This window comes from Alteromonas sp. S005, from assembly GCF_036864475.1.
Taxonomy (GTDB): domain Bacteria; phylum Pseudomonadota; class Gammaproteobacteria; order Enterobacterales; family Alteromonadaceae; genus Alteromonas.
This window is the reverse complement of sequence record NZ_JAZETN010000003.1, coordinates 107,204-122,022: the sequence shown is the minus strand read 5'-3', so window position 1 is coordinate 122,022 and position 14,819 is coordinate 107,204. Positions and strand designations below refer to the sequence as shown.

Genomic DNA, 14,819 nt, shown 5'->3' with positions numbered 1-14,819 from the left:
CTATTTAAATAGCGCTGCTTCTAGTTCAACTATAGAGTGTACAAGCGCCACAGGATTCAATGCTTCTAAATGAACCTGTGCATGCACGCCGTATGACACCCCTATCCTATCCATACCGATCGTTTTTGCCATTTGCATATCGTAGGTTGTGTCGCCAATCATCACGGCATCTTTTATTTCATAGCCCAGTTCATCAAGTAACTGTAGGAGCATGTCAGGCGAAGGCTTGGATTCTGCCTCATCGGCGGTGCGTGACGCGCTAAAGAAAGGTCCCGTCCCTGTTTGTGCCCACGCTCGATCAAGACCTCGGCGCGCTTTTCCCGTCGCCACGGCTAGTGTACATCCTGCTTCTTTCAAATTAACAAGTAGCTGCTCCACGCCCTCAAATAGCGGGCACGGTGTTGTATCGCGGGTAACAAACGCTTCTTTATAGGCGGCGACTAAACGCTCGGCTAACTCATCGTCTTTGATATTGAAAAGCTGCTTAATGGCGGGCTTTAAACTTATGCCGATAATGTGGCCTACTTCGTCATAGGTAGGAACAGGCATATCACACTGCTTTGCAGCAAGCTGCATACAGCTGACGATTTTCGCCGCCGAGTCCATCAATGTGCCGTCCCAGTCAAATATGACCAGTTTATACTTGGGCTTTTTTTCGCTTAACGGTTTTTTAGGCTGTGAAATCGCAGCCTGATCGTTCATATACATAGATTACAACGCTTTTAGTGTATTCGAGAGCGTATTATCTAAAGGGGCCGTAAAGGTCACTCGCTCTTCTGTGGCCGGATGTATGAGTGAAATACTGCGAGCGTGAAGGAACAGTCGATTCAGTCCCTTCTGGCGTATTGCCGCGTCAAAATCCGGATCACCGTATTTTGGGTCGCAAGCAATAGGATGCCCTGCATGTAAACAGTGAACGCGAATTTGGTGAGTTCTGCCCGTAATAGGCGATGCCTCAACTAAGGTGGCCCCTGCGTACTCTTCTAATATGCGATAGCGAGTTTCTGACGGTTTACCATCGTCACTTACACTCACCATACGTTCACCCGATTGAAGCACGTTCTTGCGAAGCGGCGCCTTAACTTTAAATCGAGTTTTAGGCCATTCGCCTGCAACCAGAGCATTATAACGCTTGTCCATTTTACCCGTGCGAAGTTGCTCGTGCATGTGACGAAGAGCAGAACGCTTCTTAGCAATTAAAATACAGCCAGAGGTATCGCGGTCAAGTCTATGTACCAACTCCATAAACTTGGCATCGGGTCGCAAGGCTCTCAAACCCTCTATGAGACCAAAACTTAAACCGCTACCACCGTGAACGGCCATTCCCGAAGGCTTGTTGATAACAAGTATACGGTCGTCTTCGAATAGGATGTGCGACTCAAGTGCTGCAATTTTATCGAGTTTAGGCGATGGCGCTGGCGCACCTTCCGACACGCGAACCGGTGGAATTCTGATTAAATCGTCGGCTTGTAGTTTGTATTCAGGCTTAACACGACCTTTGTTCACTCGCACTTCACCTTTGCGTAAAATGCGATAAATCATACTTTTCGGTACGCCTTTTAACTGCGTACGCAAAAAGTTATCGATACGTTGACCAGCCAAATCGGCTTCAACCGTTACAAAACGTACTTTTTTGGGGGCTTCTTCTTTCATGCCCAGAGTATACCTCATTGGTATTTCTCTGGGCTAATTGAAAGTGATAAATAATTGAAAAAAGCATTTATCGTCGCAATTTTAACCAAAGGCAACTTTTTGCCATTCGTCTGTACTCAGTACACAGCCTACTTATTGAGATATACACAATTTATTCACTTGCTTTCCTTGCTAAATTTGCGGTTTTGGTGCGATAATTAACGTCGTTTTTTGAACGGTAATATTCACAATTTAGTTTTTGACAGTAAGTGGTAAAAAAAGCCCTTTCAGAAACGTGAAACTCAGCGTTATAAAAACAACAAACGAGAACGAGATAGCAATCTATAAAGAACGACGATGCTACTCACACTTGTAAAACGAAAAAGTATGGCGTTCGCGTTGGTAGCATCCGCAATGAAAAAACATTTTTCAGACCAACCAAGCTAGAGAGGCAACGACTACACTGCCGTGATAAAGCAACCGCCATTGCTTGCGAACATAAAATAAGTTTGCCGTTAACTAACAGAATTAAATGACTAGCGAGCATATAAAAATGCTCGTAAAAAAGAATACAGTAATAAGGGCTAATCGCTCCCGACATCCTTAAAGCAGTGTGGCCATTACAATTCGCTAGCGATTTTGCCTGAAAATAAGGCACTAGCGAAAACAGTTGAAACGAAGCACTAAAAACGGTGCTGACATGGCCAACCACCAGGGATAATGCGACGCTACAACAAGGTCCCCGTCCAGCCGTGAGGTTGCGCGGTGAGGGTTTGCACATGTCACTTTAATTTTGTGTCTTAACGGCTGTACTAAAACAGAGTTAGATACAATGAAAAGAATGTTAATTAATGCAACTCAGCAAGAAGAGTTGCGCGTTGCCCTTGTTGATGGGCAACGGTTGTACGATTTAGATATTGAAAGCCCAGGGCACGAGCAGAAAAAAGCCAACATCTACAAGGGTAAAATTACCCGTGTTGAACCAAGCTTAGAAGCTGCTTTTGTCGACTACGGCGCAGAGCGTCACGGTTTCCTCCCTCTAAAAGAAATTGCCCGCACTTATTTCCCTAAAGGTTACAAATTCGAAGGCCGTCCAAACATCAAAGATGTGATTAAAGAAGGCCAAGAAGTTATTATTCAAATCGATAAAGAAGAACGCGGTCAAAAAGGCGCAGCTTTAACTACATTTCTATCGCTTGCGGGTAGCTATTTGGTGCTTATGCCGAATAATCCACGCGCTGGCGGCATCTCTCGTCGTATTGAAGGCGACGAGCGTACTGAGCTTAAAGAATCACTAAGCAAATTAGACCTTCCTGAAGGTATGGGCCTAATTGTGCGTACTGCCGGTGTAGGTAAGTCGTACGAAGAATTAGAGTGGGATTTAAAAGTTCTGCTTAAACACTGGGAAGCGATTTCAGAGGTAGCCGAAGAACGCGAAGCACCTTTCTTAATTCACCAAGAAAGTAACGTTATTGTGCGCGCTATTCGTGACTATCTACGTCGCGATATCGGCGAAATCCTTATCGATAAAACCAGCATTTATGAGCAAGCACTACAGCACATTCAGCTAGTGCGCCCTGACTTTGCCAATCGTGTAAAGCTTTATCGTGGTGAAGTACCATTGTTTAGCCATTACCAAATCGAAAGCCAAATTGAGTCTGCGTTCCAACGCGAAGTACGTCTACCGTCTGGTGGCTCAATTGTTATCGACCCAACTGAAGCACTAACCTCTATTGATATCAACTCTGCCCGCGCAACAAAAGGCGGTGATATTGAAGAAACAGCGCTTAACACAAACCTAGAAGCGGCAGACGAAATTGCTCGTCAGTTGCGTCTTCGCGACTTAGGTGGCTTGGTTGTTATTGACTTCATCGACATGACACCAGTACGTCACCAACGTGAAGTCGAAAACCGCATGAAAGACGCGGTAAGAAGCGACAGAGCGCGTGTACAACTGGGTCGCATTTCTCGCTTTGGTCTTTTAGAAATGTCTCGCCAGCGTTTACGCCCTTCTCTAGGTGAATCAGCGCACCACGTGTGCCCTCGCTGTTCTGGTCACGGTACTATTCGCGGTACAGAATCTTTGGCGCTGTCTATTCTTCGTATTTTGGAAGAAGAAAGCATCAAAGAAAATACAGGGCAAATTGAAGCACAGTTGCCGGTTCCAGTTGCGACCTATCTACTTAACGAAAAGCGTAAGTCTATCCAGCTTCTTGAAAAGCGTCATGGCGTAGATTTACTGCTTATTCCTAATGCAAACTTGGATACACCTCATTACCAAGTATTGCGTCGTCGTCCGGACGATGTTGTGTCTGACGCAAGCTACGACGTAGAGCTAATGCCTGCAGTAGAAGCTGAAACAGAAACGACAACCACGGCACCAGTTAAACGCGAAGAACCCGCGCTTAAAGGGCTTGTTGCGCCAACGGCTGCACCGGTTGTGGCGCCGAAAGAAGAGCCAGCGAAGAAAGCTGACGATGTACCTTCGCTGTTCGCACGTTTCGGCAAATGGATTAGTGACTTATTTGGTAGCGAAAGCGAAGAAGAAAACAATAAAGACAAGAAAGGACAGTCTGGTAACCAAAATAGAAACAACCGCACTCGCAACAACGACGACCGTCGTCGCAAGCCGCGCAATAAAAACAACCGTCGTGGCAGCCAGTCTAAAGGCCGAGATCATGATAAAGATCAAAACCGTGATGGCGAGCAGAAAGATAATCGCAAAGTTCGCGGCGATAATCGAAGAGACCAGAATCAAGACCAGCGAAGAGATCAGCGTCAGGACCAAGACGACAAGCGCAACAACAAAGGCCGTAAGCCGCGCAAGGCGCAACAGGCTCGCGATGAACAGCAAAAGCCTAAGCAAGAAAAACACGAAGGCGAGCAGCAAGAAAACCAAGCGCAGAAGAAGCGTGAAGTGGCTGAACGCAGAAAACGTCGTGACAAGCGCCGTAGCGTTCGTGTGAAAAAAGATGACACTGCCGTAAATACTGCAGAACAAAACGACGCGCAAACAGCCTCTGCGCCAAAAGAAGCACAGGTACAGCAGAAGCCAAAAGCTGATGCAAAACCTAAGTCATCTAAAGTAGAAAAAACGCAGACGCCAGCTGAAAATAATGTTGAGTCAAAGCAGGACGCTAACAAACCAGCGCCGCAAGCGGAACAACAAGTAGCTGAAAAGCCTGTAGACGCTAAGCCAGTAGTGGCTCAATCGGATGCGACTAAGAGTGATAGTCAAACTTCTTTAGCTAATGAAGCTGTTGAAGCGACTACTGATGCAAGCAGTGAAGCCAACAATGAAGAACAAGGTCAAAAACGTGAAGGTCGTGGTCGTTCGCGCCGTTCACCTCGCCATGTTCGTGCCGCAGGCCAACGTCGTAAGAAAGAAGCGCAGCAAGTTGACGATGCAGACACTCAAGCTAAGCAACCTGGCGAGCTTTCACCGCAAGCCTCAGAGGTTGAAGTTGAAGCGACTGCTAAAGCTGACGCTCCTGTTGTTGAAGAAACACAAGCACAAGAGCCTGGTCAACTAGCGCCAGCTGACGAACAGCCTGTTTCTAACCAAGGCAAGCAAGAAAAAGCCAAGCTTGATGTGGAAGCCGTTCAGGACGAACTTCAGTTTGATGCAGAGCCTTCAGCGGGTGATAAAGCTTCAGCGGGTGATAAAGCTTCAGCGGGTGATAAAGCTTCAGCGGGTGATAAAGCTTCAGCGGGTAATGAGGCTTCAGCGAGTAATGAGGCTTCAGCGAATGAAGAGCCAGTAGAAGATAAACCTTCTACTACTGAAGAAACTTCAGCAGAAGAAAATGCTGCCACTGAAGCCGAACAGCCCAAAGAAGCTCAAAGCGCTGAGCAACCAAGTACACCTGAAGACAGCACGTCTGCAGCAGACGCTGACACTACAGGTGAAACTGTTGATACTGAGACTTCAAACAAAGCGTCAGAAGCTAAAGATGAACCAGCATCGCCAGAACAAGTTGAAATTAACTTGGCAGATGCGCCATCTGAAACTGAGGTACCAGCAGAAAAAGCCAAACCAGCTGAGCCGGTAACTGAAGAAAAACGCACTGTAACAACAGCGCCGACTTCACCTAGTTTAGCTGCTAGTGGAAAAGGCAAGCGTGGTGCATCTCACCCTATGGCATTGCCAGCGGCGGTGAACGACGCATTTGTCGATGTTGCGCTTACGGCAAAAGCTGACAATACTCGACCTGCACTAGCTGTATCGGGAAGAACTGCAGCCTTGTCGCACGCGAACTCGCGCGCATCAGCAGCTACAACACTTCCTCAATCAGTAAATGACGTTGTTGAGGCGGCAGCTGTGACTGAGTAAACCTCAGTAGCTAGTGCTTTACTAGCTTAAGAATGCAAAAGCCGCTTTCGAGCGGCTTTTTTGTTTATTTTTGTACTTTTGAGAACGAATTCTAATTGAGTAAGAAATGTCAGACACGGTAAACCAGCAATATATCGATTGGTTAAGCCAAGTGTGTAATGCACGGGTATTAAATACGCAACTAATTCAGCCTCTTTGGAGTGGTTACGGTGCGTGCTTTCGCGCCACACTTGACTATTCTAGCGACGTCACAGCACAAGACAGTAATATTGTCAGCGTTACTCGTTCAGATGAAATTCAGCAATTACAAGATAGCCCAACTACCCTACCCAAAGCCAACTACCAACCAGTTACCAAGGTTGTAGTAAAATGCGCCACACCGCCAAACACGCTTTCACATCCCAAAGGTTGGAACGGCGAGGCTAGCCACAATCGCAAGTGCCAATCTTTTAAAGTTGAAAACTGTTTTTACAGCGAATTACAAACGCATACTGATGCTTTATGCCGTACAGCTAAATATATAGGGCATAGCCAACAGGGCGAAGTCTCCCTTCTTGCTATGGAAGATTTAGCGCACACTGGCTACTCACGCACAGCCTCTTCACTTACCCCAGTGCAATGCGAAATAGTTCTAAAATGGTTAGCTCACTTTCACGCGCGCTTTCTGAATGTGAGAAGTGAATTTGAGAGCCGTAATTTAACGCTATGGCATGAAGGAACTTATTGGCATTTAGCAACCCGTGAAGATGAGTTCCAATCCATGCCAGAGAGCTTGCTAAAACAAAACGCAGTTAGCATTGCCAAAACGTTAGCCAGTGCTAACTATCAAGCACTAGTTCATGGCGATGCTAAAGTAGCTAATTTCTGTTTTACTGAAGATTTTTCCGCCTGTGCCGCCGTCGACTTTCAGTATGTAGGTTATGGTGTCGGCATAAAAGATGTGGCGTACTTTTTGGGCAGTGCCTTATCAACTAAAACCCACATCAAGCATCGTGACACACTGCTTAATACTTACTTTCAAGCGCTCAATGATGCGCTACACGCCCGATTGTCTAACACTGTTAATTCAGCTCGTTTCACACGTGCTGACATTGCCCTAATTATTGCTGAATGGAAGTATTTGTATCCCTTCGCCTGTGCTGACTTTTATCGCTTCTTAGCGGGTTGGAGCCCAGAACACTGGAAAATAGATGAAGAACTTCAATATCAAACAAATATTGCCTTAACCATGTTAGAACACAACCGCTAAACGTTTACGTTTTAATATCACGCTTAATAAGGCTCGTATTTTTATAGTGACTCTCTTTGTCCGCGCTCTTATTTGTGTAAATCGTCTTTTTCAACCTTCTGTTTATAAAGCATTAACGTCTAGTCGCTAATTGCTTCCTCAACTCGTATTCACTGTGTTTAATCACAATAAAACTGCACCATTACATAAATCTTCGCGTATATATTGCCAAACAATCATAATGCCGTTGCCATGTACAAACGTAAACTTTATCTGTTTGGGTTACTGTCCACATTTATATTATTGACTGCATTGGCCAGTGCAGCCGTTTCGGCCCATTTAACACGCACAAACTTAGCCCAAGCTCAGCTAGCTCAATCGCTGCTGTCTGAGCATCAGCAGTTATCAAGTATTTCCTATCGACTTTTTAAGCAGCTTACCGACGAGCTTATTTTTGGTAAGAATGCAAACCAAGCGAAAGTACGCAATAAGCAACAACAGATAGAAAACTCGCTGAACCGAATAAAGCTGCTGGAACTTGACCAACGTGAAGCACTAGGGCTTGAGTTAACATTGGGGAGTGTAGAAGATACTGACGAACTCGAAGAACTCATTCGAAGCATAGTGGCTGAATTTAGGGCCATCGCGCTTGCTAACGATAACACTCCGCTTAACCAACAACAGCGTCTTCAAACATTATTAGAAGTCACCATCGACAATCAGTTTAGGGAAGCCATTAACTCTGCTGTAAATCGCCAAACAGGAGTGGTGTCGCGCATAAACGCTAGCATCGAAACACTCAACACCAGCATTGTATGGTTTACGGTTAGTTTGGGCCTTATTACCTGCCCCTTCATTTTGCTGGGTTGCTACTGGCTATTTAATGCCCTTTACCAGCCACTCACTGTCATTCGTACAGGCACTGACGCCATTGCGTCAGGAAACTATCTTTACCGATTGCCTGAAACGTTAGACAGCGAATTTACTGACTTGGTGAAAGCGCTTAACTCTATGATTGCGCGTTTAAAAGAACACGAGGATCAGGCAGATGCCCATCGCAAGCACCTAGAGTTTGAAGTGGAAAGCCGCACTCGCGCACTAAAAGAAGCTAATGAAAAACTAACAAAACAAGACGCTAAACGTCGCCAATTTATGGCCGATGTTAGTCACGAGTTGCGTACGCCGCTGACCATTATTCGCGGCGAAGCACAGGTCACTCTCAGGCAAGCTGCAGCTAGCAAAGAAATATACAAAGAAACGCTAGAAACCATTCTCGAGCAAGCCGTTAATTTAAGTAAATTGGTCGATGATTTACTGCTGCTTGCACGGGCCGAGATGCACGAATTTACAGTAGATTTGGTTAAATCGGATTTACATAACCTGCTTATGCAAAATATTGCGTTGTGGCAAAAATTCACGAAGCCAAGAGCTTTAAACCTTGAATGGCTAGCCAATAATGAGGTTCAAGTGCTCGTGGACAAAGACAGAATTGCTCAGGTACTAACCATTCTCATTGAAAACGCGCACAAATACTCGTATCCAGAAACACCCATTGTGCTGCGTGTTGAGAGTGAAGGCCCGAATATCAACGTATCAGTCATTGATAACGGTGACGGCATTTCTTCAAGTGATTTGCAGCACGTTTTTGAACGCTTCGTTAGATTAAAGCGCAAAGGCAATGGAATGGGACTGGGTTTGTCCATTGCTAAAGCCATCGCAGAGGCGCACCACGGTACGTTAAGTGCGTATTCTACATTAGGCAAAGGCTCGCAGTTTACGTTGACGCTTCCAGTGTTACAAAACCACACGATACCCAAAGATTAGTAATTAACGTTAAGTAAGATCAATCGAATAGGACCATAACAATAATGAAGATTCTTATTGCTGATGACGAAGCACCACTACTCCGCTTTTTATCGCGAGGCTTAAGCGCGGAAGGCTTCGAGTGTATCGAAGAGTCGGCATTGCACAACTTGGTGACGCGCATTCGACACGACTCCCCCGCCATTATCGTACTCGATCGCATGTTTGGCGACGAAGATAGCGTAGAGCTGTTGCCTGCAATAAAATCTCTCCCTCATGCTCCTATGGTTTTACTTCTTACAGCAGTAGATGAAGTACGAGAGCGCGTGAATGGTTTAAAACAAGGTGCAGACGATTATCTATGTAAACCCTTTGATTTTGACGAATTGCTAGCGCGTATTACGGCCTTAAGCCGAAGAGTGGCAAATACACCGGTTACACCATTAGGCCTCACCATCGGGCCATTAACTATCGATGACGAATCTCGTATTGCGACGCTGTTAGGGGAGGAAATTACACTCACGAAATTAGAATACGACATGCTCTATTACTTCGCCGAAAATGCTGAAAAAGTGCTGTCTCGAGAACGCATATTAAGTCGAGTATGGCGAAGCCACAGCGATCCGCTAACTAATGTTGTTGATGTGTATATCAGTAGGCTGCGACAAAAGCTTCACAGCAGTGATGCCATATTTATTGAAACTTTGAGAGGTAACGGCTATCGGTTGACCACCAGAAAATAGTCGTTTCGTCTCATTAGCTATTGCATTGGTGTGTTATCCCGCCTAACTTGAACACTCGTTCAAATCTATAAAGGATAATCATGGCCCGTTCACCTTCTTCACTACTCTCACGAATATGTTGCGTAACCGCTTTAGGCTTTGGCCTTTTATCATCACCTGTTTTCGCACAAGCAGACAATACCAATGCAATACAGGTCGATAAAAAACAATTGCGGGCGCCCAAAGTTATCTTTTTTGATGTAAACGAGACCCTTCTCGACCTTACCGCCATGCGCAGCTCGGTAGGTAAAGCACTAGGAGGGAGAGATGATTTGTTACCGCTTTGGTTCTCTACCATGCTGCATCACTCTCTGGTCGACTCAACCACTGGTCGCTTCCATACCTTTGGAGAAATTGGCGTTGCCTCACTATTAATGGTTGCTGAAATTGAAGGTATTGAATTAGCCAAAGACCAGGCTAAAACAGCAATTGTCACGCCTTTGCGAAGCCTACCCCCACACCCAGACGTACGCGATGGCTTGCAAGCGTTAAAAGATAAGGGCTATAAACTGGTGAGCCTTACCAACTCCTCAAATAAGGGCGTGTATACCCAGTTTAAAAATGCAGACCTACTGTCTTACTTCGACGAGCGACTTAGCGTTGAAGATATTAACTTGTACAAGCCAGATACACGCACTTATGAATGGGCTATTGATAAAATGGGCATAGCAGCAGAAGACGCTATGTTAGTCGCGGCTCACGGTTGGGATATAGCTGGGGCTAAACAGGCGGGCTGGCAAGCAGCGTTTATCGCTCGACCGGGCAAAGTGCTCTACCCTCTAGCGCTATCGCCTGACACTGTAGTGAACGGGCTAGATGAGCTCGTATCTCAACTACCGAATGCGAAATAAGCATTCGGGTCTTAATTGATAATATCTAGATACCTATAAAAGCACCGCTAATCGGTTGGCAAGAGTAAATAAGCTCGCTTAACACTCTAGCTAGGCGCCCGAGCCAAGGCTGTAAGGTCATGCTAACCGATTTTTCGAGCTAGTCTCCGAGCTATGCTTTTGCGGTGCCTTGCCTCTTCATATCTATATGAGGGATATCATCTTCCAAGTACATCGTCGAAGTTGCCTCAAAACCAAAGCTTTCATAAAAGCGTTTTAAATACTCTTGCGCACCAATTTCAATATCACACCCCGGCCACAGCGACTCACAGTGTTTGATGGCTTCACACATAAGGGCTTTACCCGCTCCTTTCCCCCGAAAGGCTTCACTGGTCGCCACACGGCCTATGCTTACCGATGGATAACTAACACCTTTACCAAGTAAGCGTGCACATGCCACAAGTTTATTATTTTCAAAACCCATTAAGTGATGGGTTTGCGGATGGCGGTCTTTTTCGTCTAGTTCCGGATAGGGGCAGTTTTGCTCAACAACAAAAACATCGACTCGCAGCTTAAGCAGGTCAAAGAGTTGGTGATTCGTAAGTTCATTAAATGTAAGTGATTGCCAAGAAACCATGTTACCCCGATGAATTTCTATTATTAACGTTTTTATAGCGCACAATGACTTGTGGTGTTAAAAACGCGATAGTAAAAGACTAAAGCTATGAGCTACGGCCGTAGTGTAACCCATTGCTATTTACTCACAAAGCGTATCAAGCTCACATTAAACAGAATTGCTTTGGATTAGCACAACAGTTTTATTTTGTAATTATAAGCAGCATCCCCTATCGCAATTCCCCCTAACCTTTTGGATGCTCACTAAGGGTTAAGATATTCATTGTTTGCTAATCCGGCCTTTACATAGTCGATGGAGGTTTTAATTTTGGTGAGGTTTTTTCGTCCTTCAACACTCACCACTTGAATAGGCAACTTGTTATCTTCCACATCGTCTAACAAGCTAACCAATTCACCACTTTTAAGCGCATCAGCAACCTGGTAAGACATAAGCCGTACAACACCTACACCATCTTTTGCAGCATTAATTGCCGCTCTATTTTGGTTAGACTGAAAGCGAGGTGTAAGCTTAATGGGTATAGCTTTGCCGCCTTTGTGGTAGGTCCATACGACAGGTTCGTTGAATCTCGTAGGAAACAAAATGCTATGCTGTTTTAAATCTTCCGGTTTCTTGATGGGCCCGTTGCTTTCTAAGTAAGCAGGTGCAGCGCAGGTTACGCGCCTTACATACCCAACAGTAACACCATAAAGCGATGAATCTTTCGGCTTACCAATTCGTATTGCTACATCAATATTATTATCAATCAAATTCACGACATCGTCGTGAAAATGACCGTTAATTGAAATATTAGGGTAATCCTTCAGGAACTGAGAAATAATCGGCGTTATGTAACGCTCTCCAAATAATATAGGCGCAGTTATATTGAGTTCACCTTGTGGCGCGAGATCTAAGCCAGATACCGCAGCTTCACTTTGTTCAATGTCGGTCAATATACGTGAGGCATGACTTAAGTAGTGCTCTCCCACTTCGCTCAGCTTTATTTGTCGTGTGGTTCGATGAAAAAGCCTTGTATTTAACTGAGATTCCAAATGTGCAATACAGCGAGTAACTGCAGGCGCTGACATTGACAATGTGTCTGCAGCCCCTACAAAGCTACCCGATTTAGCCGCCTCGACAAACACTCTCATGCACAAAAGCTTATCCATATTATTTCACTATTTGAAATTATGAATTTTAAAAATAGCCAATTATTAAACGAAAAGAAAGCATTAGTATTTCCATAAGCTAATTCGCACTTTCAATTCAAACAATATTGATAAACCACAGACCGATAACACGAGGAGACATTTATGAGAGCGCCAACACCACCATTTTCACTTGAAACCGCAGCGCAAAAAGTGCGCCTTGCTGAAGACGCTTGGAACAGTAAAGACCCGGTAAAAGTTGCGGGTGCTTATACCTTCGACTGTAGCTGGCGAAATCGCGCAGAGTTCATTGAAGGGCGAGCTCAATTAGTGAGTTTTTTAACGCGAAAGTGGAACAAAGAGCTCAATTATAAATTGGTAAAAGAGCTATGGACATTTGGCTCAAACCGCATTGCGGTGCGCTTTGCCTATGAGTACAAAAACGATTCTGGACTATGGTTCAGAGCTTACGGCAACGAAAATTGGCAATTTAACTCGGAAGGGCTAATGGAAAAGCGTATAGCCAGTATTAACGAACATCCTATTGCTGAGGGTGATAGAAAATTTACCTGGGATGGTGACCGTCGCCCCGACGACTTTCCTTCACTGTCGGAGCTTGAACTATAAACAAGTTCAGTGACGACATTAATCTAACTATGCCTATTGTGAGAAATACCCCCATGATGCCCCAAATAAATAAAGTTAAGCTCCAACACCCTATTACTTTGATTCAAAACCCTAAGTCTGGCCACTGTCATAAAGTGTCGCTATTTATGGCGCTCAACGCCATTCCTTTTATAACCGTTGAACCTGACATGGCCAGTGGCGAGCACAAAAGTGAGCGTTTTAGTGTACTTAACGTTTTCAAACAAGTCCCCGTGATAACTGACGGCGATATCACTTTGGCTGACTCTAATGCCATCTTGGTTTATTTAATCAACGCATATGCAGACAGTGATTATTGGTTAGGAAAAAGTGCCAAAGAAAAAGCGCTTATTCAACGTTGGCTCTCGGTTTCAGCAGGTGAACTTGCTAGAGGGCCCGCTGCCGCGCGATTAGAATACGTGTTTGGCGCAACAGTTCATGTTCCCACTGTACTTGCCACCAGCGCTACATTGCTTGAAAACATGGAAGCGCATCTATCAATTTCGAAAAGTGTTTTTCTAGTAGGTCATCACGTCACCGCCGCAGATATCGCTATGTATTCTTACATGGCTCACGCCCCTGAAGGTGGCATATCGCTAGAAAAGCACCCTCACATAATTGAATGGCTAAGGGCTATCGAAAGCTTAAACGGTTTTGTTCCAATGCCGTCATCTGATATTGCTCCAGCTCGCAATTAGGAGGTTGCTATGTCACTACCTAGGCTATCGTCAATAAACCCTGCGTTTCACCATGGTGAAATTGCTTTGCAAAAGAAACTGGGTATTGATAAGGAAATAGGCGAGCGAACCAAGGGATTCATCCGTAGCTACATGCCAGAGCAGCATAGGATTTTCTTTACTTCTAGCCCGTTCACCGTTTTAGCCTTGGTAAATGACGAAGGCTATCCTGTAGCCGTTCCTGTGTGGGGAGAAGGAGATTTCATAGAAAGTCCCTCACCCACCCAATTGCGCTTTAGCATTCAAGTACAAGTATGGAACATAATGCTGGGTGCGTTAAATCTCGACGTGATTTCAGGAAGCAAAATCGGCATAGTCGGAATTGAATATGCTACAAGGCGAAGAAATCGACTAAACGGTACGATAAACCACGCGACAAAAGGCAACCTTACGATATTGGTAGATCAAAGTTTCGGTAACTGCCCTCAGTATATTCATAAACGAAACACGACAAAAAGGCGACGTTTTGCCATAGGTGTGCAGCCAGAGAGTAACGCGCCTTACAACGTTAATATGACCACTACCACAACAAATGTAATTGACACTAGGGCTCGCACAATAATAGAAAGCGCTGAGACATTTTTTATTGCTTCACGGCACAGTTCTCTGGGACAAGAAGCAAACGAAGGCTTGGACGTTTCTCACAGAGGGGGCAAAGCAGGCTTTGTTAACGTGAAAGGAAATACAATAACCTTCCCTGATTTTAGCGGGAATAAGTTCTTTAATACTTTGGGCAATATCCTATTAGACCCACGCGTAGGTTTGTGTTTTTGGGACAATGAGACAGGTGACCTTTTTTTCGTAAAAGCAAAAGCTAAGGTCGAACCTATTGAATCTAAAGCTTCTGTGTTTAAAGGGGCTGTGTTTAAAGGCGCGGAGCGTTTTGTGTCCTTATCGGTAATGTCGGTTACACACATTGCGGGAATATACCCCTATTCTCATGAAATTACGGACATGTCTCCCTATGTACTTCAGACTGGCGACTGGAAATTAGCGTTTAATTGATGAACCCTATAATTTAGTCGGCGTAACTAATTGGAACACCATTTAAAAATAGTTAAGGTGATT

At 44.9% G+C, this 14,819-nt stretch carries 12 protein-coding genes; 8 read left to right on the top strand and 4 right to left on the bottom strand.

Annotation, left to right across the window (positions count from 1 at the left end):
• Both V7R55_RS05800 and rluC read right to left on the bottom strand, forming a co-directional pair.
• Positions 1-702 carry an HAD family hydrolase gene (locus V7R55_RS05800; protein ID WP_334058448.1) on the bottom strand — a complete coding sequence of 234 codons (702 nt, stop codon included), beginning with the start codon at positions 700-702 and terminating at the stop codon, positions 1-3.
• Between the two features lie 9 nt (positions 703-711).
• The gene (gene rluC, locus V7R55_RS05795) at positions 712-1,653 is read right to left on the bottom strand and encodes a 23S rRNA pseudouridine(955/2504/2580) synthase RluC (protein WP_334058446.1); all 942 of its coding nucleotides are present in this window, start codon (positions 1,651-1,653) and stop codon (positions 712-714) included.
• Between the two features lie 811 nt (positions 1,654-2,464).
• Between rluC and rne the strand changes: the two genes are divergently transcribed.
• The 5 genes from rne to V7R55_RS05770 all read left to right on the top strand — a co-directional run bounded on the left by rne (position 2,465) and on the right by V7R55_RS05770 (position 10,629).
• On the top strand, positions 2,465-5,965 hold the full coding sequence (rne, locus tag V7R55_RS05790) for a ribonuclease E (protein WP_334058162.1): 3,501 nt from the start codon (positions 2,465-2,467) through the stop codon (positions 5,963-5,965).
• Between the two features lie 106 nt (positions 5,966-6,071).
• Positions 6,072-7,214 (top strand): oxidoreductase family protein, encoded by a 1,143-nt coding sequence (locus tag V7R55_RS05785; protein ID WP_334058161.1) that lies wholly within the window; start codon positions 6,072-6,074, stop codon positions 7,212-7,214.
• Positions 7,215-7,445: 231 nt separating this feature from the next.
• A complete protein-coding gene (locus tag V7R55_RS05780) occupies positions 7,446-9,017 on the top strand; it encodes a sensor histidine kinase (protein ID WP_334058159.1) in 1,572 nt (523 codons plus the stop codon).
• Between the two features lie 44 nt (positions 9,018-9,061).
• Positions 9,062-9,739 (top strand): response regulator transcription factor, encoded by a 678-nt coding sequence (locus V7R55_RS05775; RefSeq protein ID WP_334058157.1) that lies wholly within the window; start codon positions 9,062-9,064, stop codon positions 9,737-9,739.
• 80 nt (positions 9,740-9,819) lie between these two features.
• Positions 9,820-10,629 carry a haloacid dehalogenase type II gene (locus tag V7R55_RS05770; RefSeq protein ID WP_334058155.1) on the top strand — a complete coding sequence of 270 codons (810 nt, stop codon included), beginning with the start codon at positions 9,820-9,822 and terminating at the stop codon, positions 10,627-10,629.
• Between the two features lie 151 nt (positions 10,630-10,780).
• On the opposite strand, the gene V7R55_RS05765 is transcribed toward V7R55_RS05770, so the two are convergent.
• The gene (locus V7R55_RS05765; protein ID WP_334058153.1) at positions 10,781-11,245 is read right to left on the bottom strand and encodes a GNAT family N-acetyltransferase; all 465 of its coding nucleotides are present in this window, start codon (positions 11,243-11,245) and stop codon (positions 10,781-10,783) included.
• Between the two features lie 242 nt (positions 11,246-11,487).
• Positions 11,488-12,390 (bottom strand): LysR family transcriptional regulator, encoded by a 903-nt coding sequence (locus V7R55_RS05760; protein WP_334058152.1) that lies wholly within the window; start codon positions 12,388-12,390, stop codon positions 11,488-11,490.
• 144 nt (positions 12,391-12,534) lie between these two features.
• Here V7R55_RS05760 and V7R55_RS05755 point away from each other — a divergent pair, with 144 nt between their 5' ends.
• Genes V7R55_RS05755 through V7R55_RS05745 form a run of 3 tightly spaced genes read left to right on the top strand, consistent with a single transcriptional unit; the run spans position 12,535 to position 14,756 of the window.
• The gene (locus V7R55_RS05755; protein WP_334058150.1) at positions 12,535-12,996 is read left to right on the top strand and encodes a nuclear transport factor 2 family protein; all 462 of its coding nucleotides are present in this window, start codon (positions 12,535-12,537) and stop codon (positions 12,994-12,996) included.
• A gap of 53 nt (positions 12,997-13,049) precedes the next feature.
• Positions 13,050-13,712, top strand: coding sequence for a glutathione binding-like protein (locus tag V7R55_RS05750; protein ID WP_334058147.1), 663 nt, complete (start codon positions 13,050-13,052; stop codon positions 13,710-13,712).
• A gap of 9 nt (positions 13,713-13,721) precedes the next feature.
• Positions 13,722-14,756: a pyridoxamine 5'-phosphate oxidase family protein gene (locus V7R55_RS05745; protein WP_334058145.1), complete on the top strand. Its 1,035-nt coding sequence runs from the start codon at positions 13,722-13,724 to the stop codon at positions 14,754-14,756.
• The last annotated feature ends 63 nt before the right edge of the window (positions 14,757-14,819 follow it).